The sequence below is a fragment of the Streptomyces sp. NPDC030296 genome, assembly GCF_055572815.1.
On the sequence record NZ_JBVICQ010000012.1, the window covers coordinates 75284 to 98117 of the forward strand.

Below are 22834 nucleotides of genomic sequence, written 5' to 3' on the forward strand. Positions count from 1 at the left end.
CCCAGATTTCCCGGAGGTACGGACCACTGCGCGGCGCTCGAACGCGGCCCGTATGACAGTGAGGAAACGGATCTGTTGCGCCTTGGTCTCTTGACACCCACCCCACGGTCGAATGAGCATCGAAGCGCTTCGAAAGGCCCGCGCCGCTCCATCGCAAAGGGATCCCACGTGACCGCTCAGACGCCGCCCGTGCCACCGTTTCGTGATCTGCGGCTGCCGATCGCGAAGCGCATCGACGACCTGCTCCAGCGGCTCACCCCGGACGAGAGGATCGCGTTCCTGCACCAGTTCGCGCCCGCCGTCGACCGGCTCGGGGTGGCCGCGTTCCGCACCGGCCAGGAGGCCCTCCACGGGGTCGCCTGGATGGGCCCCGCGACGGTGTTCCCCCAGGCCGTCGGCCTCGGCGCATCCTGGAACGAGGACCTCGTCCGCCGGGTCGGCGAGGCGGTCTCCACCGAGGTCCGCGCCATGCGGGCACGCGACGACCGCGTCGGCCTCAACGTCTGGTCGCCGACGGTGAACCTCCTGCGCCACCCCCTGTGGGGCCGCAACGAGGAGGGCTACTCGGAGGACCCGGCGCTGACGTCGGCCATCGCGACCGCGTACACCTGGGGTCTGCGCGGCGACCACCCCACGTACTGGCGCACCGCGCCCGTCCTCAAGCACTGGCTGGCCCACAACAACGAGACCGACCGCTCCGAGACGTCCTCCTCGGTCCGCCCGCGCGTCCTGCACGAGTACGACCTGCGGGCCTTCCGCTCGACCGTCGAGGCGGGCGCGGTCGCCGGTGTGATGCCCGCGTACAACCTGGTCAACGGCCGCCCCAACCATGTCTCGCCCTACCTGGCGGAGCAGCTGCGCACCTGGACCGACGAACCCCTGCTGGTCTGCTCCGACGCCGGCGCCCCGTCCAACCTGGTCGACTCCGAGCACTACTTCGACACCCACGAGGAGGCGACCGCCGCCTCGCTGCGCGCCGGCGTCGACAGCTTCACCGACCACGGCACCGACGGCTCGACGATGATCGGGCGCATCCGGGGAGCCCTCGACCGGGGCCTGCTGACCATGGACGACGTCGACGAGGCGGTCCGCCGCCAGCTCTCCGTCCGCTTCCGGCTCGGCGAGTTCGACCCCGGGGCCGACCCGTACGCCGACACCAAGGACTTCGACACCCCGGCCCACCGGACCCTCGCCCGGGAGGCCGCCGAGCAGGCGATCGTCCTGCTGAAGAACGAGGGCGGTCTGCTGCCGCTCGCCGAGGACACCCGGATCGCCGTGGTCGGCCTCCTCGCCGACGAGTGCAAGCTCGACTGGTACAGCGGCACCCTCATCCACCGCTCGACCCCGTTGGAGGGCATCTACGACCGGTTCGGCGCCGAGCGCGTGACGTTCGCGGAGGGCGTGGACCGGGTGAGGCTGCGCACGGCGGGCGGCGCGTACCTGGCCGTCCCCGAGTCCGGCGACACCGCCGACGCGGTGCGCGGCGCGGAGGGCGCCCTCGACCCGGCGCTCCTCGCGGGCCGTACGGATCTGCCACCGCTCACCACCGACGCGACCGGCACGGAACTCGCCCTGGTCGACTGGGGCGAGGGCGTCCTCACCTTCCGCGCCCCGGACGGCCGTTACCTCTCGGTCGCCGAGGACGGCCGGGTCCGCGCCGCCGCCGACCAGCCGGGCGGCTGGGTGGTCCAGGAGACGTTCCGCCTGGAACCGCACGAGAACGGTCACCTCCTGAAGCACACGGGGACGGGCCGGTACGTCACGGTCGCCGCCGACGGCGTGAAGGTTGCCGACGAGAATCCGGAGGTCTTCGAGCTCGTCGTGGCGCAGCCCGGCGAGGACGCGGTGGCGGAGGCCGCCGCCGGGGCCGACGTCGTCGTCGTGGTCGCGGGCAACGACCCGCACATCAACGGCCGCGAGACGGAGGACCGCACCACCCTGGCCCTGCCCGCCCACCAGGAGCGCCTGCTGCGCGCGGCCCGCGCCGCCAACCCGAACACGGTCCTGGTCCTGGTCTCGGCCTACCCGTACGCCGTCGACCCGGCCGAGTTGCCGGCCGCCCTGTGGACCGCGCACGGCGGCCAGGCGGCGGGCACCGCCCTGGCCCGTGTCCTCGCCGGCGACGTCTCCCCCGCCGGCCGCCTCCCGCAGACCTGGTACGCCTCCGACGCGGACCTGCCCGACCTCCTCGACTACGACGTGATCGGCGGCCGCCAGACGTACCTCTACTTCGAGGGCGAACCACTGTTCCCGTTCGGCCACGGCCTGTCGTACGGGGAGTTCGCGTACGGGAACCTCGACGCACGTGTGGAGCAGGGAGACGGCGAGGGCGAGCTGACGGTGTCCTTCACGGTCACCAACACCGGCGCGGTCACTGCCGACGAGGTCGCCCAGCTCTACGTCCGCGCCGTGGACCCGTCGGTCCCGCGCCCGCGCCGCGAGCTGGCCGGCCACCGCCGCGTCACCCTCGCACCCGGCGCGGCGACCGAGCTGACCTTCCGACTGCCGCTGTCGGTACTGGAGTTCTGGGACGTGGCACACGGCACCCTGCGGCTGGAGCCGGGCTCCTACGAGGTGCTGGCCGGCGCGTCCAGCGAGGACATCCGGCTCCGTGCGACCGTCGAGGTCGAGGGCGAGCCGCTCACCCCGCGCCCGGTCCGCGAACGCGGCCTGGACGCGGCGGACTTCGACGAGCAGCGCGGCACGGAGATCGTCGACCGTACGAAGGTGTCCGGCGACGCGGTGACCCCGCTGGGCGGCGCCTCGGGCGAGCTGATCTTCAACGGCTGCGACTTCGGGCCGGGCGTCACCGGGATGTCGGTCGAGGTGGCGGGCGGGGGAAGCGTCGAGTTCTCCCTCGTCGGCGGCCCGGCGCTGGCGACCCTGACGCTCGACACCCCCACCGGGGACCCGTACGCGTACACCACCCTGCACGCCGCCGTCTTTGCCGCCGGTGTGCACGACGTCCGCCTCACGCTGCGCGGCCCCCTGCGGCTCGCGCGTGTCGGCTTCTCCGGTTGAGGGTCCGGAAGCAGGCCGACACAGAAGGGGCCCGGCACCGGAAGGCATCGGTGCCGGGCCCCTTCATCCCGGGATCTGACCCCAGACTACATGAAAACGATTGTCAGAAGCTAGGGGTAGTGTCCGTGCAGACTCAGAGCTGGAGGCCGGTCAGGACCAGCACCCGCTCGTAGGTGTAGTCCTCCATCGCGTAGCGCACGCCCTCGCGGCCGACGCCGGACTGCTTGGCGCCGCCGTACGGCATCTGGTCGGCGCGGTAGGACGGGACGTCGCCGATGACCACGCCGCCGACCTCCAGGGCGCGGTGCGCGCGGAAGGCGGTCTGCAGGTCGTGGGTGAAGACGCCCGCCTGGAGGCCGTACTTGGAGTCGTTGACGGCGGCGAAGGCCGCGGCCTCCCCGTCCACCTTCTGGAGGGTGAGGACGGGGCCGAAGACCTCCTCGCAGGAGAGCGTGACGTCGGCGGGCACGTCGGCGAGGACGGTCGGCGCGTACGAGGCGCCGTCGCGCTTGCCGCCGGTGAGGAGGGTGGCGCCCGCGTCGACGGCCTCCTGGACCCACGTCTCGACCCGCTTGGCGGCGTCCTCGCTGACCAGCGGGCCGACGTCGGTGGCGGCGTCGGACGGGTCGCCGGTGACCTGGGCCTCCACGGCGGCCACGACGCGCGGCAGCAGCCGGTCGTAGACGGACGCGTCCGCGATCACCCGCTGCACCGAGATGCAGGACTGGCCGCCCTGGTAGTTGGAGAACGTGGCGATCCGGTTGGCCGCCCAGTCGAGGTCCTCGTCGGAGGCGTAGTCGGCGAGCACGACCGCCGCGCCGTTGCCGCCCAGTTCCAGCGTGCAGTGCTTGCGGGGCACCGAGTCCATGATCGCGTAGCCGACCTTCTCGGAACCCGTGAAGGAGATGACGGGCAGCCGCTCGTCCTGCACCAGGGCCGGCATGCGGTCGTTGGCGACGGGGAGGATGCTCCACGACCCGGCGGGCAGCTCGGTCTCGGCCAGCAGCTCACCGATGACGAGACCGGAGAGCGGGGTGGCCGGGGCGGGCTTCAGGATGATCGGCACACCGGCCGCGATCGCCGGGGCGATCTTGTGGGCGCACAGGTTCAGCGGGAAGTTGAACGGCGCGATGCCGAGGACGACGCCCTTCGGGAAGCGGCGCGTGACCGCGAGCCGCCCCTGACCGCCCAGGTCGGTGTCGAGGCGCTGCGCCTCACCGCCGTTGAACCGGCGGGCCTCCTCCGCCGCGAACCGGAACACGGACACGGCACGGCCGACCTCGCCGCGGGCCCACTTGATCGGCTTGCCGTTCTCGGTGGAGATCAGCTGCGCGATCTCCTCGGTCCGCTCGGTCAGACGCCGACTGACGTGGTCCAGGGCGGCGGCCCGTACGTGTGCCGGGGTCGCGGCGAACTCGTCCCGTACGGCGTACGCGGCTGCGACCGCCTCCTCGACCTGCGCGTCCGTGGGCACGCTCACCGTGCCGACGAGCCGGTCGTCCCACGGTGACGTGACGTCGAACGTGGTCTCACCGGTGGCCTCGCGGCCGGCGAGCCAGAAGGCATGCGTGGCGGTCATAGTCGTTCCCGGCCCTTCGGTGCGTCTCTGTACAACCTCTTCTCGGCTCCACGGTAGGGCCGTGAGGCCGGGGGGTCGTTTGTCCGGGGCGTATGAGTGGGGCGGGGGGTTGCTCCGCTTTGGTGCGGTGGGGGTGGGGCCGGGCGCCTGGTGACTCGGGGGTGCGGGTGGGTGGGCGGGTGCGGGTGCCTGCGGCCCCTTCGTCAGGGAGCGAGGGCGGCAGGCCCCGCTTCTTGAGGGGCGCGGGGAACTGCGCGACCAGCCCCCACTCACCCGCACATGCCCACTCCCCCGGCGGGGTCGAAGGGGCGCAGCCCCTGGGGATGGGACGGGTAGGGGCGGCGGGGGCGAGGAACCCCCTCCGGTCACTCCCCCGCCGCGGACGTCGCCTTCAACGCCAGCCACAGCTCCATCCGCACATCGGGATCGTCCAGCGACCGCCCGAGGATCTCCTCCACCCGCCGCATCCGGTACCGCAACGTGTGCCGATGCACCCCGAGGTCCGCCGCAGCCGCGTCCCACTGCCCGTGCCGCGACAGCCACGCCCGCAGCGAGGCGACCAGGTCCCCCCGCCCGGTCGCGTCGTGCTCCCGCAGCGCGCGCAGCAGCCCGTCCGCGAAGGCCCGCACCGCGTCGTCCGCGAGCAGCGGCAGCACGGACCCGGCCGCCAGTTCCTCGTGCTCGACCAGGCACCGCCCCCGCCGCCGCGCCACCGACAGCGCCTGCTCGGCCTGCTTGTACGCGGCCGAGACCGCGATGGGCCCGGCGGGCGCGGAGAGGCCGACGACGAGTTCCTCCTCCTCGGAGAACGCGGATGCCGCGGCAGCGCCCGCGGCGGAGGCCGACAGGGGGGACGGGCCCGAGCCGGGGCCTCCGGCCGAGACCGAGGGACCGGCCGGGGCCGGGGCGGCTCCTGAAGCCGCCGCCGTCGTCCCACCCGTACCCCCCGCGCCTCGCGCGGTCGTCGCCCGTGCCGTCTCCAGCGCCGCCGCGAACTCCCCGCACGCGGCCACCGCCGCGCCCCCGTCCACGGCGAGCACGACGAGCCGCTCCCCCTCGGGCACGACGAGCACGGCTTCCCCGGCCCGCGCGGCCGCCGCCTCGACGACCTCGGCGAGCTGCGCGAGCGGATCGCCGTTCGCCGTGGCGGCGGCCAAGGCGGCAGCCCGGTACCGCCCGCTCTCCCGGCCGGCCCCACCGCCACCGCCGACGGCCGCGCCGCTCCCGGTCGACGCACCGGTCGGGCCGGCCGCGCCCTCCGCCCGCGCCCGGGCCGCCGACGCGGAGCCCGACTCCGCGAGGATCAGCCGGAACGGCGCGTCCAGCAGCTCTCCGTACAGATCCCCGGCGACGGCCCGCGCGTGGTCCGGCTCCCCGGCCAGCAGCATCCGCAGCACCGCCGCCCCGATCCGCTGCTCGGCGGCGTGCAACGCGCGCGACCTCTCCGTCGTCAGGGTCAGCAACGCGATCGCGGAGTGGACGGCGTACCGCTCGGCGGTGCCCAGCGCGGCGGCCGTGCCGACGGCGAGCGCGGCGCGGGCCCGGCGCCCGGTGCCGAGGGAGTGCAGCTCGACGCGGTCCTCGCCGCCGACGACCGCGCTGGCCGGGGCGGGCCGGTCCCGCAGCCGTTCTACGTCGGCGGTGAGCCGCCCGGCCCGCCGCTCCGCCCACTCGGGCGCCGCGGCGACCACGGCACCGGAGGCGTCGTACAGCGCGGCCCACCCGTCGACCTGTGAGGCGAGCGCGGCGAGCACCCCCTCGGGACCGGCGCCCAGCGCCTGCTTGGTGAGTTCGCGCTGTGCGGCGAAGCCCGCCGTCACCGCCCGGTACTGGTCGGCGGCGATGGCCGCCGACACCGCCTTGCTGATGGCGAGGAAGGGCGTGCGCCGGGGCACTTCCAGCAGGGGCAGCCCCTCGGCGTCCGCCGCCTCGACGAGCGCCTCGGGGACCTCCTCGTAGTTCACCCCGACGGCGAAGCCGAGCCCGACGACCCCGGCTCCCACCAGCCGCCGTACATAGCGCCGCATCTCCTGCGGATCCTCCGCGTCCAGCTTGAGCGCGGTGATCAGCAGCAGTTCGCCGCCCTCCATGTACGGGACGGGGTCGGCGAGTTCGCTGACGTGGGCCCAGCGGACGGGCACGTCCAGGCGGTCGCCGCCCGCCCGCACGGTCAGCTTGAGCGCGGAGTGGTGGACGAGCGAGGCGAGCGTCGGGGGCATCGGGCCTTCAGAACGGTTCGGAAACTACTCGGAGCGGCGTCGCGTCGGGCATCGGGATCCCGGTCGGGTCGGCGATCACCGTCGTACGTTTTGGCCGCCGCGTATGAACGGCCTGCGCCGATTCTGCCTCACCGTACGGTCACCGCGCGCCCCCGCAAGCCCGATCCCGCGCCCCTTCCGCCCCCGATGACCTCCGTCGGCCTCCGGTGGCCTCCGGTGGCCTCCGCCGTTCAGCCCCTCCGCACAGGCCCGCCGTTCAGGCCCGCAGGTTCACCAGCAGCGGCGGCGCGTGTTCGCCGCGGACGTCCGTCAGGGACAGCACCGCGTGGCCGGGCGGCACGGCGTGCGCCAGCTCGGACGCGGACCAGCGCTCCCGTTCGACCTGGCGCACGGTGACGGCGCGGGCGGTCGGCGCGGACCCGGTGATCACCCGGCGCAGCGCGTGCCACGCCTTGCCCGCCGGGGAGTCCGCGATGATCTGCCGGTCGGTGACGTCCCGCGCCTCGGTCCACTCCTTGCCCCAGACCTCGGCGAAGTCCTGGCCGTCCCAGGGGGTGATCCCGGACAGCGCCATGCGGCAGCCGGTCGCCCCGAGCAGCGGCCCCCGCAACGGCCGGGGCACGTCGTCGAGGGTGCGCAGGGTGAGGACCGTGCCCGCGTTGGCGGACCGCAGCCGCTGGATGCCGCGGACGGCCTCGGGGGTGATGACGCCCGTCGCGTCGTCCAGCACCAGGCACGCGAACAGCGAGCGGTCCTCCCGCACCGACACGCTCGCGGTGAACTGCGCGAGCACCAGCCGGGCCAGGATCCGCGAGGCGTCGGCGTGGCCGCGCTCGGGGAGGTCGACGCGGACCCGTACGGGGTGGTCGAGCGCCCGGAGGGAGAAGGGTCGGGACTGGCCGGAGGTGTCGAAGAACCCGGCGAAGGCGGGCCGGTCCAGCAGGGCGACCCGGTCGGCGAGGACGGAGCCGACGTCTCCGGGGTGCCCGAGCTGCCGCTCCCGCGCGTCCAGCTCCCGCAGCAGCGACTCCTGCCCGGCGTCCTGGAGCGCCTTGCGCAGCTCGCCCAGCGGGCCGGGGGCACCGTCGAGCAACTGCCGCAGCTGCGGCACCGACGGGAACCGGCCGTGCACCGCCCGGAACGGGCCGAGCAACTGCGCCAGCACGGTGGTCGAACGCCGGCTGTCGCCGCCGGGGTGCGGATCGGCGAGGTCGCCGACGAGCGCCTCGGCGAGGACGGCGGCCGCCTCGTCGGGGTCGGTGGTGCCGCCGTAGAGGTCCAGGTCGTACACGGACTCCGGGTTGCCGATGCGGACGACGACGTCGTAGGCGTCGGCCGGGCCGAGCCCCGCGCCCGCCGCGCCCACGACCACCACGGCGGCCCGGCCGGCCAGCGCGTGCAGGCACAGCGACTCGGCGACGGGCCACACGACGCCGCCGGTCTTCCCCGACCCGGCGGGCCCGACGGCCAGCAGGGACGTGCCGAGCAGTTCCGGGCCGAGAGCGAGGCCGGTGCCGCGGTAGGCGTACGGGTTGCGGGGGTCGTCGGCGGTCGTGCCGAGCCGGACCTGCCCGGTCACCATGTCGTGCTGCGCGAGCCGGCCCGGGAGGTCCCGCTCCCCCGACGGATGCGGACAGGCCGCCGCGCCGTCCTTCAGCACCGCGCCGGTGAACGTCGCCATGCTGTGCCGCCCACTGCGCACCCCCTGCCAGGCCCGCATGATCCGCGCGTGATCCACATCCCGCATGAGCCCGGCCCGCGCCTCGGCCCCGAGCCGGTCGGCGACGTCGGTCGCACCGGCCTCCCTGAGCTGGGGCCATTCGGCGGGATCCCGCTCGGGCGGCGGCAGGACCTGCCGCTCACGGGGTTGTTTGAAGCGCGGGGCGCCGTACCGGCGCCAGACCTCGCCCCAGCGGCCGAGCCGCCCGACGCCGATCATGATCGCCAGGGCGACGACGACGTACCAGACGTAGCTGAGGACGACCGCGGAGTACGAGTGGGCGGGGGCCCAGGAGTCCGGGATCATCGCGTAGAGCGGTACCAGCCACCAGCCGCCGAGGTAGCCGTTCCACAGCAGGGACCAGATGAGCCAGCCGACGAGGAAGGCGATGACCGCGCCGCCGAGCAGCTGGCGGCCGGGGACGATCTCGGGCTCCTCCTCGGGCCGCGGCCGGTGGCCGAGCCGCCAGACGCCGGGCGCCGCGTCCGGCCGGGGGGTCCGCAGCCAGGTCAGGAAGGTGTTCCCGTCGGGCCTGGGCGGCGCTCCGGGCACGCCCGCGGGCATGGGAGGCAGCGGAGGCACCGCCGGCATCTCCGGCGACCCCGCCGGACGCGGCACAGGATTCGCATGCGTGCCCCGTGCGTCCCGCGTCCCGTCGCTGTTCATCGCCTTGCCCCCTGACCAGCCGTTCCGTCCACCATCAGCGTGCCAATCTAACGCTCTCGCAAGGGGAGTTCACCGCATACGCGGCCGGGCGGGCCCGGAAGCTGCCGGTCCGTGACCCGAGCGGCCCCGGTTCACCTCCGACAACGCGCCATGTCCACCACGGACAAGCGGACTCTGCGACAACGCCCACATGGAGCATGCCCACCACTCCTCCTCGGTCCTAGCCTGCGAGAAAAGAAGACAAGCGTCCGTAACGCCCCCAGGAGCCCCACATGAGCGCACTTCCGCAGGAGCGCCGCGTAGTCACCGCCATTCCCGGACCGAAGTCGCAGGAGCTGCAGGCACGTCGTACCGCCGCGGTCGCGGCTGGCGTGGGCTCCGTGCTGCCGGTCTTCACCGCACGCGCGGGCGGCGGGATCATCGAGGACGTGGACGGCAACCGGCTGATCGACTTCGGCTCGGGCATCGCCGTGACGAGCGTCGGCGCCTCCGCCGAGGCCGTGGTCCGCCGGGCCTCCGCCCAGCTCCAGGACTTCACGCACACCTGTTTCATGGTCACCCCGTACGAGGGCTACGTGGCGGTCGCCGAGGCCCTCGCCGAGCTGACCCCGGGCGACCACGCCAAGAAGTCCGCGCTGTTCAACTCGGGCGCCGAGGCCGTCGAGAACGCCGTGAAGATCGCGCGTGCGTACACCAAGCGGCAGGCCGTCGTCGTGTTCGACCACGGGTACCACGGCCGCACCAACCTGACGATGGCGCTCACCGCCAAGAACATGCCGTACAAGCACGGCTTCGGCCCGTTCGCCCCCGAGGTCTACCGCGTGCCCGTCGCCTACGGCTACCGCTGGCCGACCGGTCCGGAGAACGCGGGCCCGGAGGCCGCCGCCCAGGCCATCGACCAGATCTCCAAGCAGGTCGGCGCGGAGAACGTCGCCGCGATCATCATCGAGCCGGTCCTCGGCGAGGGCGGCTTCATCGAGCCCGCCAAGGGCTTCCTCCCGGCCATCAGCAAGTTCGCCTCCGAGAACGGCATCGTCTTCGTCGCCGACGAGATCCAGTCGGGCTTCTGCCGCACCGGCCAGTGGTTCGCGTGCGAGGACGAGGGCATCGTCCCCGACCTGATCACCACCGCCAAGGGCATCGCGGGCGGTCTTCCGCTCGCCGCGGTGACCGGCCGCGCCGAGATCATGGACGCCGCCCACGCCGGCGGCCTGGGCGGCACCTACGGCGGCAACCCGGTCGCCTGCGCGGGCGCGCTCGGCTCCATCGAGACGATGAAGGAGCTCGACCTCAACACCAAGGCCAAGCACATCGAGGCGATCATGAAGGCCCGCCTCACCGCCATGGCCGAGAAGTTCGACGTCATCGGCGACGTCCGGGGCCGCGGCGCCATGATCGCCATCGAGCTGGTCAAGGACCGCACGACGAAGGAGCCGAACCCGGAGGCGACCGCCGCGCTGGCGAAGGCCTGCCACCAGGAGGGCCTGCTGGTCCTGACCTGTGGCACCTACGGCAACGTCCTGCGCTTCCTGCCGCCGCTGGTCATCGGCGAGGGCCTCCTGAACGAGGGCCTCGACATCATCGAGCAGGCGTTCACCCGCGTCTGAGCCATACGGAATCCCCCATCCGCCTCCGACGTCCCGCGCTTCCCGTAACCGGAACACGGCCCCGGATTCCGGTGCCTGTGCACGAGCGTCGGAGGGCGTGAAGAAGGTGTGCAAAGTGCATGTCGGGTCGCGTTTTCGCCTGTCGCCACCGCACGGCCTGTCGTAGGTTCTTGGGCAGATGAGAGATACACCCCGCCCACAGGGGACTGTGGGCGACACCTGGTCGGGGCCTCCCCAGCTTCGTCCTGGTCGTGCCCTCGCGCACACACCCGGAGCTTCCGGCTCCGGATCTCCTCACCGATCGGATGGCCGCTCGCCCCAAACCCCCCGGGGCGCGCGGCACACCGATCCGGACGGCCGCTCTCGAACCACCCCCCCTGTTCGAGGGCGGCCGACCATTTCCTCCGGCCGTCGCGCCGGGCCCCACGGCCTCCCCGGTCTTCCCGGGCTCCTCCTTCTCGGCCTTCCGGGCCTTCTCTTCGCGCTGATCACCTGGCAGGTCGTCGCGGACGGCCCGCTGGCCCGAGCGGACGCACGCCTCAGCGACTCCCTCGTACGGCGTGGCGCGGCCGCGCAGTTCCTCGCCGACCTCGGCAATGTCACCGTCGCCGTGCCGGTGCTCGCGCTCGTCCTCGTGTACGTCGCGTGGCGCGCGCGTGCCACCGGTACGGACCACTGGTGGCGGCCCGCCGCCGGCGCCGCCGCCCTCATGGCTGCGGTACCGCTCTGGGTGATCCCGCTGAAGGAACTGGTCGCCCGCAGCGGCCCCGCGATCATGGGCCCGGGCACGGGTTTCTACCCTTCCGGCCACACGGCGACCGCCGCCGTCGCGTACGGCGCCGCCGTACTGCTGCTTCTGCCCTGGCTGCGCGGCGCCCCGGCGCGCGGCGCGGCCGTCTGCTGCGCGGTCGTCGTCAACCTCGGCGTCGGTGCCGGCCTGGTGCGTCAGGGTTACCACTGGCCGCTCGACGTGGTGGCGAGCTGGTGCGTGTGCGCGACGCTCCTCGCCGCGCTGAGCCGCTGGTCGCACCCCCGCACCGGCACCACCGACGGGACGGGCCGGGAGGGGCGGTAGGGGTGGGGGGGTAGGCGAGCCCCGTCGACCCGTGCGTCAGGCCTCCACGTCGACGACGACCCAGTCGGCGATCTCCCGCCAGAGCTCGGCCGAACGCCGGTGGAACGGGTGGGTCAGGTAGCGGTCGACGGCGGGGATGTCGTCCAGGACTCCCTCGGCGTAGAAGTCGTAGGCGACGGCCCGGGTGGACACATTGCGTCCGCAGCGCCAGCTGTGGAGTCCGGGCACCTCGCTGCCCACCTTCGCGGTGGACTGCTCCGCCTCGACGGCGCGCGGGTCGTTCCAGTCGATCCCCGGCTTGAAGCGGAACAGGACGACGTGGCGTATCACAGCAGGTCTCCCGTGGATCGTGAGAAGGCGGCGAGCCGGGCGACGGCCTCGCGGAGGCGTTCCTCGGGGGCCAGCAGACTGACCCGCACGTATCCCTCGCCGTGCTCGCCGAACCAGTGGCCGGGGGCCACGGCGACCCTGGCCCGGGTGAGCAGGTCGTCGGCGAACTGGGCGGACTTCCGGCGGCCGGGGATCGGCAGCCAGGCGAAGATCGACCGGGGTACGTCGACGGGCCATCCGGCGTCGCGCACCCCGGCGACGAAGAGGTCACGGCGTCGTTCGTAGACCGCCGTCAGCTCGTCGACGCAGTCCTGGGGGCCGGTGAGGGCCGCGACGGCGGCGCGCTGGATGAACGGCGGGAGCGAGACGTAGTAGTGCTCCTGGAGAAGGTTGATCGCGGCGATGACGTCACGGTTGCCGACCACGGCTCCGATCCGCCAGCCGGCCATGTTGAACATCTTCGACAGCGAGACGAACTCGACCCCGACGTCCTTGGCCCCGTCCGTCTCCAGGAAGGAGACGGGCCGCTCACCGTCGAAGCCCAGTGCTCCGTAGGCGAAGTCGGACGCCACGATCACGCGGTGTTCGGCGGCGAAGCGGACGGTCTCGGCGTAGAAGTCCGGCGGGGCGGTCACCGATGTGGGGTTGTTGGGGTAGTTCAGGAACATCAGCTTGGCCTGCGCGCGGGTGACCGGGTCCAGCTCGGTGTAGTCCGGCAGGAAGCCGTTCTCCCTGCGCAGCGGCAGGGGGCGCATGTCCGCCCGGGCGAGGACCACGCCCGCCCAGTAGTCCGGGAAGGCCGGGTCGGGCATCAGGCACACGTCACCCGGGTCGAGGAAGCACTGGCTGATCTCCACCAGGCCGGCCTTGGCGCCGAACAGGATCGCGACCTCGGTCTCGGGGTCCAGTCGGACCCTGTGGTGAGCCGCGTACCAGTCGCCGATCGCGGTCTTGAGTTCGAGCAGACCCGAGAAGGAGCCGTAGCGGTGGGTGGCCGGGTCGAGGACCTCCCTGCGCAGCGCTTCCACGATGTGCGGCGGAGTCGGCAGGTCGGGATTGCCCTGGCACAGGTTGACGACGTCCTCACCCGCGGCGACGAGCTGGTCGATCCTGGCCACGGTCGTGGCGAAGGAGCTTCTGGGCAGATCACGCAGCCTGCGCGCGGTCTCAGTCCTCATGGGCCACGACCTTCGCTCCCCCGGCCCGGTCCACGGCCGCGTCGGGATCCGCGGCCCCGGCGGCCGGGTGACCCGCGGGCCGCTCGCGCCCCCGGTGCGCCCAGCCGGTCAGGGCGAAGGCCAGGAGAGTGATGGCGGCGCACACCCAGCCGAGGGCGTCGAAGCCGTACGCGGAGAACAGGGAGCCGAACACCGCCGCCCCGATGGCCACCCCGAGGTTGGTGGCGAGGCTGTAGAACGCGAGGATCGCGCCCCGGTGCTGTTGCGAGCACTCGCTCAGCAGGGTGCTGAGCAGGGTGACCACGAGGCTCTGCATCGCCCCCCACAGGAACAGGCACACCACGAGGAGCGGCGTCCAGCGCGTGGCCTGCGGGATGAGCGCGAGGGCCGGTACGAGCCCCGCCAGCAGCACGACGAGCACCCGCTCCTTGCCCCACTCGTCGGCCCATCGCCCGGTGAGGAAGCTGGTCGCGAAGCCCAGACCGTAGAGAAGGATCATGATGCCGGTCATGGAGCTGCCCGTGCCGAAGCGGTACTGCAGGGCGCTGCCGAGGAAGGTGTACATCCCGTAGAAGCCCAGCATGTTCAGGAAGGTGGCGAGGACGTAGGTGGGCACACGGGGCGCCAGGAAGGCGCGGGCCGCGTCCCGGATCCAGCCGCGCTCCGACGGCTCGGCGGCCGGCTCCCCGTCCGGTGTTGCATCGGCCCGGCCGGTGGCGGTGCCGCTTCCGCCGGCCCGGACCAGCACCAGGGTCACGAGGGCACCGAGGATCGCGAGCAGCCCGAAGGTCCAGCGCCAGCCGACCCAGCCGCCGACGAAGGATCCCATCGGTACGCCGAGCACGAGCGACAGCGACCAGCTCGACACGATGATCCCCATGGCCCGGCCGCGGTGCCGGTAGGGGATCTGGTCACCGACGAAGGCGTAGGCCGTCGGTACGAAGGCGCCCGTCGCCAGGCCCGCCAGGGCCCGTCCCGTGAACAGCAGGGCCGGTGAGGGGGCGAGCGCGCACAGGACGGTCCCCAGGACGAACATCGTCATACCGATCGTCAGGCTGACCCGGCGTGACATGCGGTCCCCGAGGGGAGCGAAGATCAGGGCGCCGACAGCCGTCGCCACGCCGTACACCGTGACGGACAGCGCCATGAGGGCCACCGAGGTGCGGAACGAGTCGGCCATGCCCACGAGCAGCGGTGAGACCACCAGCTCCTCCGAGCCGACCGCGAAGATCCCCGCCATCAGGGCGAGTACGGTCAGGAGCGGGAACCCGCCGGAGCGTTCCTCGCCGTTCAATCGGTCCGACACTCGGCAAACCTTTCTTTCTTCCTTCAGGTGCGGGGGGATCGCGGGATGACGATCCGAAGGCCCTCGGCGGGCTGCTAGATGGCCGTGTAGCCGCCGTCGACGGTGAGTGCGGTGCCCGTGATGAACGACGACTTGTCCGACGCGAGGAAGAGGATCGCGTGGGCGACGTCCTCGGGCGTGCCCAGGCGGCCGATCGGATTCAGCTTGGCCTTCTCCGCCTTGACGGCGTCGTCGTGGCCGTTGGAGACGTCCGTCATCGGGGTGTCGATGATGCTGGGGCAGACGCAGTTCGCCCGGATGCCGTGTTTCGCGTAGTCGATGGCGAGCGACTTGGTGAGCATCAGCACGCCGCCCTTGGTGGAGTTGTAGGCGGCTATGCCGGGCCAGGCCACCAGCCCGCTGACGGAGCAGACGTTCACGATGGACCCGCCGTGGGCGGCCGACATCATCTGGCGCAGGGTGTGCTTGGAGCACAGGAACATGCTCTTCAGGTTGGTGTCGACCAGCCGGTCCCACTCGTGCTCCTGCATCTCGTGCAGGGGTGTGGTGACTTCGATGCCGGCGTTGTTGACGAGGACGTCGAGTCGGCCGAAGGTCTCGGTGGCGGTGGCGACGAGCCGTGCGCAGTCCGCCTCGACGGTCAGATCGGTCGGCACGAAGACGGCGTCGAGCCCTTCCTCCCCGATCTGCGCGACCACGTCCTCACCGCCCTTCTCGTCGATGTCCCCGACGACGACCTTCGCGGACCGCCGAGCGAACTCGATCGCGGTCCGGCGGCCGATTCCGGAGGCGGCACCGGTGACGATGACCACCTTGTCCGTGAACGTCATACGCATGTCATGTGGCCACCGTCGACGGAGATCTGCTGTCCCGTCACATAGGAGGCCTCCTCGGACGCCAGGAAACCGATGAGGGCGGCGACCTCCTCGGCGGTACCCGGCCGGTCCATGGGGATGGACCGGCGCATCCGGTCCTCGGCCTCCTGCGGCGGGATCCCCTGGGAGCGACTCATGTGCCGCACGGCCCGGTCGTACCGCTGGGTGCGGATGACGCCGGGGTGCACGCAGTTCACGGTCACTCCGTGCGGGGCGTACTGACTCGCCAAGTACTTGCCGGCGTTCGCGACGGCCGCGTTCACCAGACCGGAGAGGAACAATCCGGGGGCGGGTTCCTTTCCGACGTTTCCGACGACATTCACGATGCGTCCGAATCCGTTGCGCATCATGAGCGGTGCCACGATCTTGATCAGATCCAGGTAGGGGACGAGCTTCTGCTCCATGGCGACACTGATGTCGCCGGCCGACACACTGTCGAAGGCACCCGGCGCCGGACCGGGCGCGTTGTTGACCAGAACGTCGATCCTTCCGAACCGGCGTTCCGTCTCACCGACGAGTTCGGCACGAAAAGCGGGCGAGGTGATGTCTCCCGCGATGACGTACGGGGTGGGTTCGCCCACGGATTCCGCGGCGACCTTCTCCAGGTCGCTCCGGTTTCGGGCACAGAGGACCGTGGCGTAGCCGGTCGCGTTCAGGCGCAGCGCGGTCGCCCTTCCGATACCGCGGCCGGCCCCCAGAACGAGTGCCAGTCGGGTCACTCGCTTTCCTGTCCCACGGTCGGCTTAGGGACCCGGTGGTAGCGCGGAGGGATGAAAATGTTCAGGGAACGCGCCACGGCGGTGTTGGGATTCGCGGCTCCGTGCCCCTCCTGACTGGCGCAGAAGTAGGTGCCGCCGAACAGCAACTCATGCCGTGCGCCCTCGACGGTCATCTCGTAGCGCCCTTCCAGGCAGGTGCCGATCTGTTCGTGCGAATGCTTGTGGTAGGGCATCTCGCCACCGGCCGGAATGTTGGCGATCATGAGCTCGATCCAGTCCGCCAGGAAGAAGGTGACATCCATGCCGACGAACTTGCGCGATTCCAGTGGTTCGAGGAAATAGCCGCTGGGGGCGGGGTAGCTCTCCCCGGGCTTGTCGCGCTTGATCTCCAGCAGGACCGTCTCCTCGGCGGACGTGTTCGTCACGGAAAGGCCCGCTCCGGGCGGGGCGACGAAGACGTCGTGCTCGGCCGTCATCGACTTCGTGACGCCCTCGACCGTCACGGCGGCTTCCCCACGCACGACGATCCCGACCCGCGCCCACGCCGTCGCCGCCTCGTCCAGAACGGCTCCGGGCGCCAGATAGGAGAGCCGCACCTCGGTGTCGTCGCGCCGATAGGAATCGCTTCGGACGCCGTTGTCGTGCAGCAGCGCGTCAGCGGCCGGGAAGAAGGGGGTCTCACGTACACCGGTGGTCATGTCCATCCTTCTTCCGCGAAAAAACGGTCCAGGTCATGGGGATGCGCGAGAACCTCTGGACGAACCTCAGGTTGTACTGCTCGACCGCCTGCTCGTTCGTCAGGGCGATGTTGTAATGCCCGTCGGCGACGCGGCCGGCGGCCTGACTCGTGGAGGTCACCGTCGCGACCTTCACGGGCCCGGCGACATGGTGCTCGAGCATCGGAACAGGAGCGGGGTGACTGACGACCGTGTCGGTGCGCAGCACCTCGTCGTCGAACGCGAAGTCGGGCCGGGTGGCGAGACCGTATTCCGGCGTGCTCCCATGAAACACACTCACCGGCTGCAAGCCGGGATGCATATAGAACGCGTTGATTTTCGAGTAGGCGTGGGGCACCAGTGCGAGGTCTATGACTCCGTCGACGAGGGCGTCCATGCACCGCTCGAAGGTGTCTTCAAGAATTATCTCGCAACCCTGAGGATCGCCTATGCAGCGCAACATCATCCGGGCGATGTGCTCGCTGCTCGTCCCTTCCGGCCCCAACGTCCCGATCTTGACGGACCGAGCGGGATCCAGGGAAAAGAGCGCCATGAGCGCCTGTTTCTCGACGCCGGGAATCCGTAATAATTCCATGACCACCTCCATTCTTCGGCCAGGGCCAGTTGGCTGGCACATGCATCTGGGGACGGACTGGAGCTTAAGGCACTCGCTTGAGCCGTTCAAGTGCGAACTTGACGGCTTTTGTTTCCCTTATGTTTCGCCTATGCGAATCAAGTCAATGGCGCAATCCATTCCCCTTGCCGCACCAAGAACGGTGTTTCTCGGGCCTTTGTGCTCAACACTCATGGTCCCCGGCGAGGCCCGCCGCCGCCTCGTGCATCGCCAGTTCCAGCAGGGCCGGGTCGGTGAGGGTGCCGGTGCCGTCCGGGGGGATCAGCCAGCGGACACCGCCGGACTGCCGACCGGGGTAGGGCACCACGATCCAGGTGCCGCGGCCGGCGCTGCGCACCCCCGTGCCGAGCCAGCGGGACGCCGTGCCCGGGGGCACGAAGAAGCCCATGCGGTCGTCGCCGAAGTCGACGAGCACGGGCCCTGGTCGGTCGATGACGCGGGTCAGGACGTCCAGCGTGGGGTAGCCCAGCTCCCCCGGCAGGATCAGCACGTCCCAGGCCCGGCCCGCCGGGAGCAGGGTGACTCCCAGGGGGTTGCGTTCCCACTCCCAGCGGCAGGCGTCCGGATCCGGCGCCACCGCTGCCAGCCACTCGACCGCCGTCTTGGCCCCAGTCATGACGGGGACCTCCCTCTCTGTAGAGCTCCGTCGGACGCGGTGTCGCGTCAGGAGCACAGACAGCGGTGCGGGGCCGGCATTACGCGGGTTCCCCTCATGTGTTGGTGGTGAATCGGATGACGGCATTCGAGATGGGCGTACGCCTGCCCAGCACGGCGTACGCCCATGGCGCGCGAGCGCTTCGGTGCGCCCCCTCCATCCTGCGTGGTGTCAGCTGTCGAAGCCCAGCCCCAGACGGTCCATGGCTTTCAGCCAGAGATTGCGCCGGCCGCCGTGGGAGTCGGCGCGGGCGAGGGACCACTTGGTGAGGGCGATCCCGGTCCAGGCGAACGGTTCCGGCGGGAACGGCAGGGGCTTCTTGCGGACCATCTCCAGCTCGGTGCGTTCCGTGCGCTCCCCCGCGAGCAGGTCGAGCATGACCTCCGCGCCGAACCGGGTGGCGCCCACCCCCAGCCCGGTGTACCCGGCCGCGTAGGCGACCTTGCCCTGGTGGGCGGTGCCGAAGAACGCCGAGAAGCGGGAGCAGGTGTCGATGGCGCCGCCCCAGGCGTGGGTGAAGCGGACGCCTTCCAGCTGCGGGAAGCAGGTGAAGAAGTGGCCGGCGAGCTTGGCGTACGTCTCGGGCCGGTCGTCGTACTCGGCGCGCACCCGGCCGCCGTAGGGGTAGATGGCGTCGTAGCCGCCCCACAGGACGCGGTTGTCGGCGGAGAGCCGGAAGTAGTGGAACTGGTTGGCGGAGTCCCCGAGCCCCTGTCTGTTCTTCCAGCCGATCGACGCCAGCTGGCCGGCGGTGAGCGGCTCGGTCATGAGGGCGTAGTCGTAGACCGGGACGGTGTACGCGCGGACGCGCTTGACCAGGCTGGGGAAGATGTTGGTGCCGAGGGCGACCTGACGGGCGCGGACCTGGCCGTAGGGGGTGCGGACGGCCATGCCGGCGCCGTACGCCTTCAGACTGAGCGCGGGAGTGTGCTCGTAGACGCGGACGCCGAGCTTCACACAGGCGCGCTTGAGACCCCAGGCCAGCTTGGCGGGGTGCACCATCGCGACGCCCCGGCGGTCGTGGAGCCCGGCCTCGAAGGTCGGTGAGGCGACCTGCTCGCGGACGGCGTCCGCGTCGAGGAACTCGATGCCGTCGGCGAGGCCCCTGCGGCTGATCTCGTCGTACCAGTCGCGCAGTTCCCAGGCCTGGTAGGTCTCGGTGGCGACATCGATCTCACCGGTGCGTTCGAAGTCGCAGTCGAGGTCGTGCCGGGCGACCGCCGCCTCGATCTCGTCGAGGTTGCGGGCGCCCAGCTCCTCCAGCTTGTGGATCTCGTCCGGCCAGCGGCTGAGGCCGTTGGCCAGACCGTGGGTGAGGGAGGCGGCGCAGAAGCCGCCGTTGCGTCCGGAGGCGGCCCAGCCCACCTCACGGCCTTCCAGCAGGACGACATCCCGTCCGGGGTCGCGCTCCTTGGCGATGAGCGCGGTCCACAGTCCGCTGTAGCCGCCGCCGACGACCAGCAGGTCGCAGGTCTCGGCGCCGGTGAGGGCGGGCTCGGGGTGGGGCTTGCCGGGGTCTTCGAGCCAGTACGGGACCGGCTGTGCGTCGGAGAGAGACTTGGTCCAACGGTTCATGGCGCTTGGGGCCATGATTTCAACTCCCTACGAGAATTCCGACGGGCGGCGTTATGCCTTCTGCCGCTTTCTGCGGTTCGTGAAGACCATTCCGGCCACCACGAACAGTACGGCGATCAGGAACATGGCCGTACCGATGACATTGATCTGGACGGGCGTTCCCCGCTGTGCCGAACCCCAGACGAACATGGGGAAGGTGACGGTCGAGCCCGCGTTGAAATTGGTGATGATGAAGTCGTCGAAGGAGAGCGCGAAGGCGAGGAGCGCGCCCGCCGCGATACCGGGGGCGGCGATCGGCAGGGTGACGCGCAGGAACGTCTGGACGGGGCCGGCGTACAGGTCCCGCGCGGCCTCCTCCAACCGTGGGTCCATCGACATCACGCGCGCCTTGACGGCGACGACGACGAAGCTGAGGCAGAACATGATGTGGGCGATGAGGATCGTCCAGAAACCCAACTGCGCGCCCAGATTGAGGAACAGGGTGAGCAGCGAGGCGGCCATCACGACCTCGGGCATCGCCATCGGCAGGAAGATCAGCGAGTTGACGGCGCCCCGCGCGCGGAACCGGTAGCGGACGAGCGCGAAGGCGATCAGGGTGCCGAGGACGGTGGCGCCGAGGGTCGCCCAGGCGGCGAGCTGGAGGCTGAGCGAGAGCGAGCCGCACAGGTCGGCGACGCCGCAGGGGTCGGTCCAGGCGGCCGTGGAGAATTCCTGCCACTCGTAGTTGAAGCGGCCCTTCGGCTGGTTGAAGGAGAAGACCGTGACCACGACATTGGGCAGGAGCAGATATCCGAGGGTGAGCAGTCCCGCGATGACGACGAGATGCCGCTTGAGCCAGTTCAGGAAGGCCATTTAAACCAGATCCTCCGTCCCGGACCTGCGAATGTATACCGTGACCATGATGAGGATCGCGGCCATGAGGATGAACGAGAGGGCCGCCGCCGTCGGATAGTCGAGAATTCTCAGGAACTGGCTCTGGATGACGTTGCCGATCATCTGGGTGTTGGTGGAGCCGAGGAGCTCGGCGTTCACGTAGTCGCCGCTGGCGGGGATGAAGGTCAGCAGGGTGCCGGAGACGACACCGGGCATGGACAGCGGGAAGGTGACCTTGCGGAAGGTGGTGAACGGGGTCGCGTAGAGGTCGCCCGCCGCCTCGTGCAGCCGTCCGTCGATGCGCTCCAGCGAGGTGTAGAGCGGCAGGATCATGAACGGCAGGAAGTTGTACGTGAGGCCGCAGACCACCGCGAGCGGCGTGGCCAGCACACGGTCGCCCGCCGTGAGGCCGAGCCAGCTGGTGACGTCGAGGACGTGCAGCGAGTTGAGTGCGCCGACCACCGGGCCGCCGTCCGCGAGGATCGTCTTCCAGGCGAGGGTGCGGATCAGGAAACTGGTGAAGAACGGCGCAATCACCAGGATCAGGATCAGATTGCGCCACCGCCCCGCGCGGAACGCGATCAGATACGCCAGCGGGTAGCCCAGGAGCAGGCACAGGAACGTCGCCGTGCCGGCGTAGAGCACCGAGCGCAGGAACTGCGGGTAGTACTCGCCGAGCGCGTCCCAGTAGGTCGCGAAGTGCCAGGTGACCTGGTAGCCGTCCTCCAGGGAGCCCGTCTGCACGGACGTGGAGGCCTGGTAGACCATCGGCATCGCGAAGAACACGAGCAGCCAGATCAGACCGGGCGCGAGGAGAAGGTACGGCGTCCAGCGGCCCCTTCTGCGGGGCGGCTTCTCCGTCGGTACGGGGGCGAGGGGCGGTGGCGCCTCGGCTTCGGCAAGGGTCGACATCACAGGGCCGCCCCCTCTTCGACACCGGCGGAGCCCGCTGTCCCAGCAAGCAGGGACTGGGCGGCGTCCAGGCCGAAGGTGTGGGCCGGGCTCCAGTGCAGGACGACGTCGGCGCCGGGGACCAGGCGGGCGTCGCGGTCGATGTTCTGGACGTACACCTCGAACTCGGGGCAGACCGAGCTGTCGATGACGTACTGCGTGGAGACCCCGATGAAGCTGGTCGCGGCGATCTTCCCGGTGATGCGGTTGCGGCCGACCGGGATCTCGCCCGCGTCGTCCGCGTGCGTCAGGGTGATCTTCTCGGGGCGGATGCCGACGAGGACCTTGCCGCCGGTGGTGGCGGGCGCCGCACATCGCGCCTCGGGCAGGACGAGCTTGCCGTCGCCCGCCTTCAGCACGATCTCCTCGCCGCTCCTGGAGTCGACCTCGGCCTCGATGAGGTTGGAGGTGCCGAGGAAGTTGGCCACGAAGGTGGTCTTCGGGTTCTCGTAGAGGTCGGCCGGGGAACCGAGCTGCTCGACCCTGCCGCCGTTCATCACGGCGACCGTGTCGGCCATGGTCATGGCCTCCTCCTGGTCGTGCGTGACATGGATGAACGTGATCCCGACCTCGGTCTGGATGCGCTTCAGCTCCAGCTGCATCTGGCGGCGCAGCTTGAGGTCGAGGGCGCCGAGCGGCTCGTCGAGGAGCAGCACCTTGGGGTGGTTGATCAGGGCGCGGGCGACGGCGACGCGCTGCTGCTGGCCGCCCGAGAGCTGGTGCGGCTTCTTGCGCGCCTGCTCGCCGAGCTGGACCAGGTCCAGCATCTCGTCGACCTGCTTCTTCACGCTCTTGAGGCCGCGCCGACGCAGTCCGAAGGCGACGTTCTCGAAGATGTCGAGGTGCGGGAAGAGGGCGTACGACTGGAAGACGGTGTTCACCGGCCGCTTGTACGGCGGGAGGTGCGTCACGTCCTGGTCGCCGAGCGACACGGTGCCCCGGGACGGTTCCTCCAGGCCTGCGATCATCCGCAGCGTGGTGGTCTTGCCGCAGCCGGAGGCGCCGAGAAGGGCGAAGAAGGAACCTTCCGGCACGGTCAGGTCGAGTGGGTGCACGGCGGTGAAGGAGCCGTAGGTCTTGCCGATGCCGGTGAGGCGGACGTCACCGCTGCTGTTCTGTGTGGTCTTCATGGTCC

Annotated in this window: 18 protein-coding genes; 3 read left to right on the plus strand and 15 right to left on the minus strand. The window is 71.1% G+C overall.

Features of this window, described 5'->3' with window-relative positions:
* Positions 1-168 precede the first annotated feature (168 nt).
* Positions 169-3021: a glycoside hydrolase family 3 C-terminal domain-containing protein gene (locus tag ACZ4Z3_RS30740; protein WP_468504091.1), complete on the plus strand. Its 2853-nt coding sequence runs from the start codon at positions 169-171 to the stop codon at positions 3019-3021.
* A 133-nt stretch (positions 3022-3154) separates the two neighbouring features.
* Here the strand turns inward: ACZ4Z3_RS30740 and ACZ4Z3_RS30745 are convergent, their stop codons facing one another.
* The 3 genes from ACZ4Z3_RS30745 to ACZ4Z3_RS30755 all read right to left on the minus strand — a co-directional run bounded on the left by ACZ4Z3_RS30745 (position 3155) and on the right by ACZ4Z3_RS30755 (position 9205).
* Positions 3155-4600: an aldehyde dehydrogenase family protein gene (locus tag ACZ4Z3_RS30745; RefSeq protein ID WP_468504092.1), complete on the minus strand. Its 1446-nt coding sequence runs from the start codon at positions 4598-4600 to the stop codon at positions 3155-3157.
* A gap of 365 nt (positions 4601-4965) precedes the next feature.
* Positions 4966-6819: a PucR family transcriptional regulator gene (locus ACZ4Z3_RS30750; RefSeq protein WP_468504093.1), complete on the minus strand. Its 1854-nt coding sequence runs from the start codon at positions 6817-6819 to the stop codon at positions 4966-4968.
* Positions 6820-7075: 256 nt separating this feature from the next.
* Positions 7076-9205, minus strand: coding sequence for an ATP-binding protein (locus ACZ4Z3_RS30755; RefSeq protein WP_468504094.1), 2130 nt, complete (start codon positions 9203-9205; stop codon positions 7076-7078).
* Positions 9206-9477: 272 nt separating this feature from the next.
* Between ACZ4Z3_RS30755 and gabT the strand changes: the two genes are divergently transcribed.
* Together gabT and ACZ4Z3_RS30765 are read left to right on the plus strand one after the other, a co-directional pair.
* Positions 9478-10812, plus strand: a complete 1335-nt coding sequence (gene gabT, locus ACZ4Z3_RS30760) for a 4-aminobutyrate--2-oxoglutarate transaminase (RefSeq protein WP_468504095.1) — start codon at positions 9478-9480, stop codon at positions 10810-10812.
* A gap of 208 nt (positions 10813-11020) precedes the next feature.
* The gene (locus ACZ4Z3_RS30765; protein ID WP_468504242.1) at positions 11021-11887 is read left to right on the plus strand and encodes a phosphatase PAP2 family protein; all 867 of its coding nucleotides are present in this window, start codon (positions 11021-11023) and stop codon (positions 11885-11887) included.
* 36 nt (positions 11888-11923) lie between these two features.
* On the opposite strand, the gene ACZ4Z3_RS30770 is transcribed toward ACZ4Z3_RS30765, so the two are convergent.
* The 12 genes from ACZ4Z3_RS30770 to ACZ4Z3_RS30825 all read right to left on the minus strand — a co-directional run bounded on the left by ACZ4Z3_RS30770 (position 11924) and on the right by ACZ4Z3_RS30825 (position 22829).
* On the minus strand, positions 11924-12217 hold the full coding sequence (locus ACZ4Z3_RS30770) for a Dabb family protein (RefSeq protein ID WP_468504096.1): 294 nt from the start codon (positions 12215-12217) through the stop codon (positions 11924-11926).
* Positions 12214-13395 carry an aminotransferase class I/II-fold pyridoxal phosphate-dependent enzyme gene (locus ACZ4Z3_RS30775; protein WP_468504097.1) on the minus strand — a complete coding sequence of 394 codons (1182 nt, stop codon included), beginning with the start codon at positions 13393-13395 and terminating at the stop codon, positions 12214-12216. Before ACZ4Z3_RS30775 ends, ACZ4Z3_RS30770 begins: the two co-directional genes overlap by 4 nt.
* On the minus strand, positions 13385-14701 hold the full coding sequence (locus ACZ4Z3_RS30780; protein WP_468504098.1) for an MFS transporter: 1317 nt from the start codon (positions 14699-14701) through the stop codon (positions 13385-13387). Before ACZ4Z3_RS30780 ends, ACZ4Z3_RS30775 begins: the two co-directional genes overlap by 11 nt.
* A 74-nt stretch (positions 14702-14775) precedes the next feature.
* Positions 14776-15531, minus strand: a complete 756-nt coding sequence (locus tag ACZ4Z3_RS30785) for an SDR family NAD(P)-dependent oxidoreductase (protein WP_468504099.1) — start codon at positions 15529-15531, stop codon at positions 14776-14778.
* On the minus strand, positions 15528-16295 hold the full coding sequence (locus tag ACZ4Z3_RS30790; RefSeq protein ID WP_468504100.1) for an SDR family oxidoreductase: 768 nt from the start codon (positions 16293-16295) through the stop codon (positions 15528-15530). Before ACZ4Z3_RS30790 ends, ACZ4Z3_RS30785 begins: the two co-directional genes overlap by 4 nt.
* A complete protein-coding gene (locus ACZ4Z3_RS30795) occupies positions 16292-16993 on the minus strand; it encodes a cupin domain-containing protein (protein WP_468504101.1) in 702 nt (233 codons plus the stop codon). Before ACZ4Z3_RS30795 ends, ACZ4Z3_RS30790 begins: the two co-directional genes overlap by 4 nt.
* Positions 16974-17606 carry a type 2 periplasmic-binding domain-containing protein gene (locus ACZ4Z3_RS30800; RefSeq protein WP_468504102.1) on the minus strand — a complete coding sequence of 211 codons (633 nt, stop codon included), beginning with the start codon at positions 17604-17606 and terminating at the stop codon, positions 16974-16976. The genes ACZ4Z3_RS30795 and ACZ4Z3_RS30800 overlap by 20 nt, the downstream gene beginning before the upstream one ends.
* Positions 17607-17808: 202 nt before the next feature.
* Positions 17809-18261 carry a hypothetical protein gene (locus tag ACZ4Z3_RS30805; RefSeq protein ID WP_468504103.1) on the minus strand — a complete coding sequence of 151 codons (453 nt, stop codon included), beginning with the start codon at positions 18259-18261 and terminating at the stop codon, positions 17809-17811.
* A gap of 210 nt (positions 18262-18471) precedes the next feature.
* Complete coding sequence (locus tag ACZ4Z3_RS30810) at positions 18472-19890, minus strand: NAD(P)/FAD-dependent oxidoreductase (RefSeq protein ID WP_468504104.1); 1419 nt, start codon at positions 19888-19890, stop codon at positions 18472-18474.
* 36 nt (positions 19891-19926) lie between these two features.
* The gene (locus ACZ4Z3_RS30815; RefSeq protein ID WP_468504105.1) at positions 19927-20727 is read right to left on the minus strand and encodes an ABC transporter permease; all 801 of its coding nucleotides are present in this window, start codon (positions 20725-20727) and stop codon (positions 19927-19929) included.
* Entirely contained in the window at positions 20728-21660 is a 933-nt protein-coding gene (locus ACZ4Z3_RS30820) for an ABC transporter permease (RefSeq protein ID WP_468504106.1), read from the minus strand. It lies immediately after the preceding gene.
* Positions 21660-22829 carry an ABC transporter ATP-binding protein gene (locus tag ACZ4Z3_RS30825; RefSeq protein WP_055540686.1) on the minus strand — a complete coding sequence of 390 codons (1170 nt, stop codon included), beginning with the start codon at positions 22827-22829 and terminating at the stop codon, positions 21660-21662. The genes ACZ4Z3_RS30820 and ACZ4Z3_RS30825 overlap by 1 nt, the downstream gene beginning before the upstream one ends.
* Positions 22830-22834: the final 5 nt, after the last annotated feature.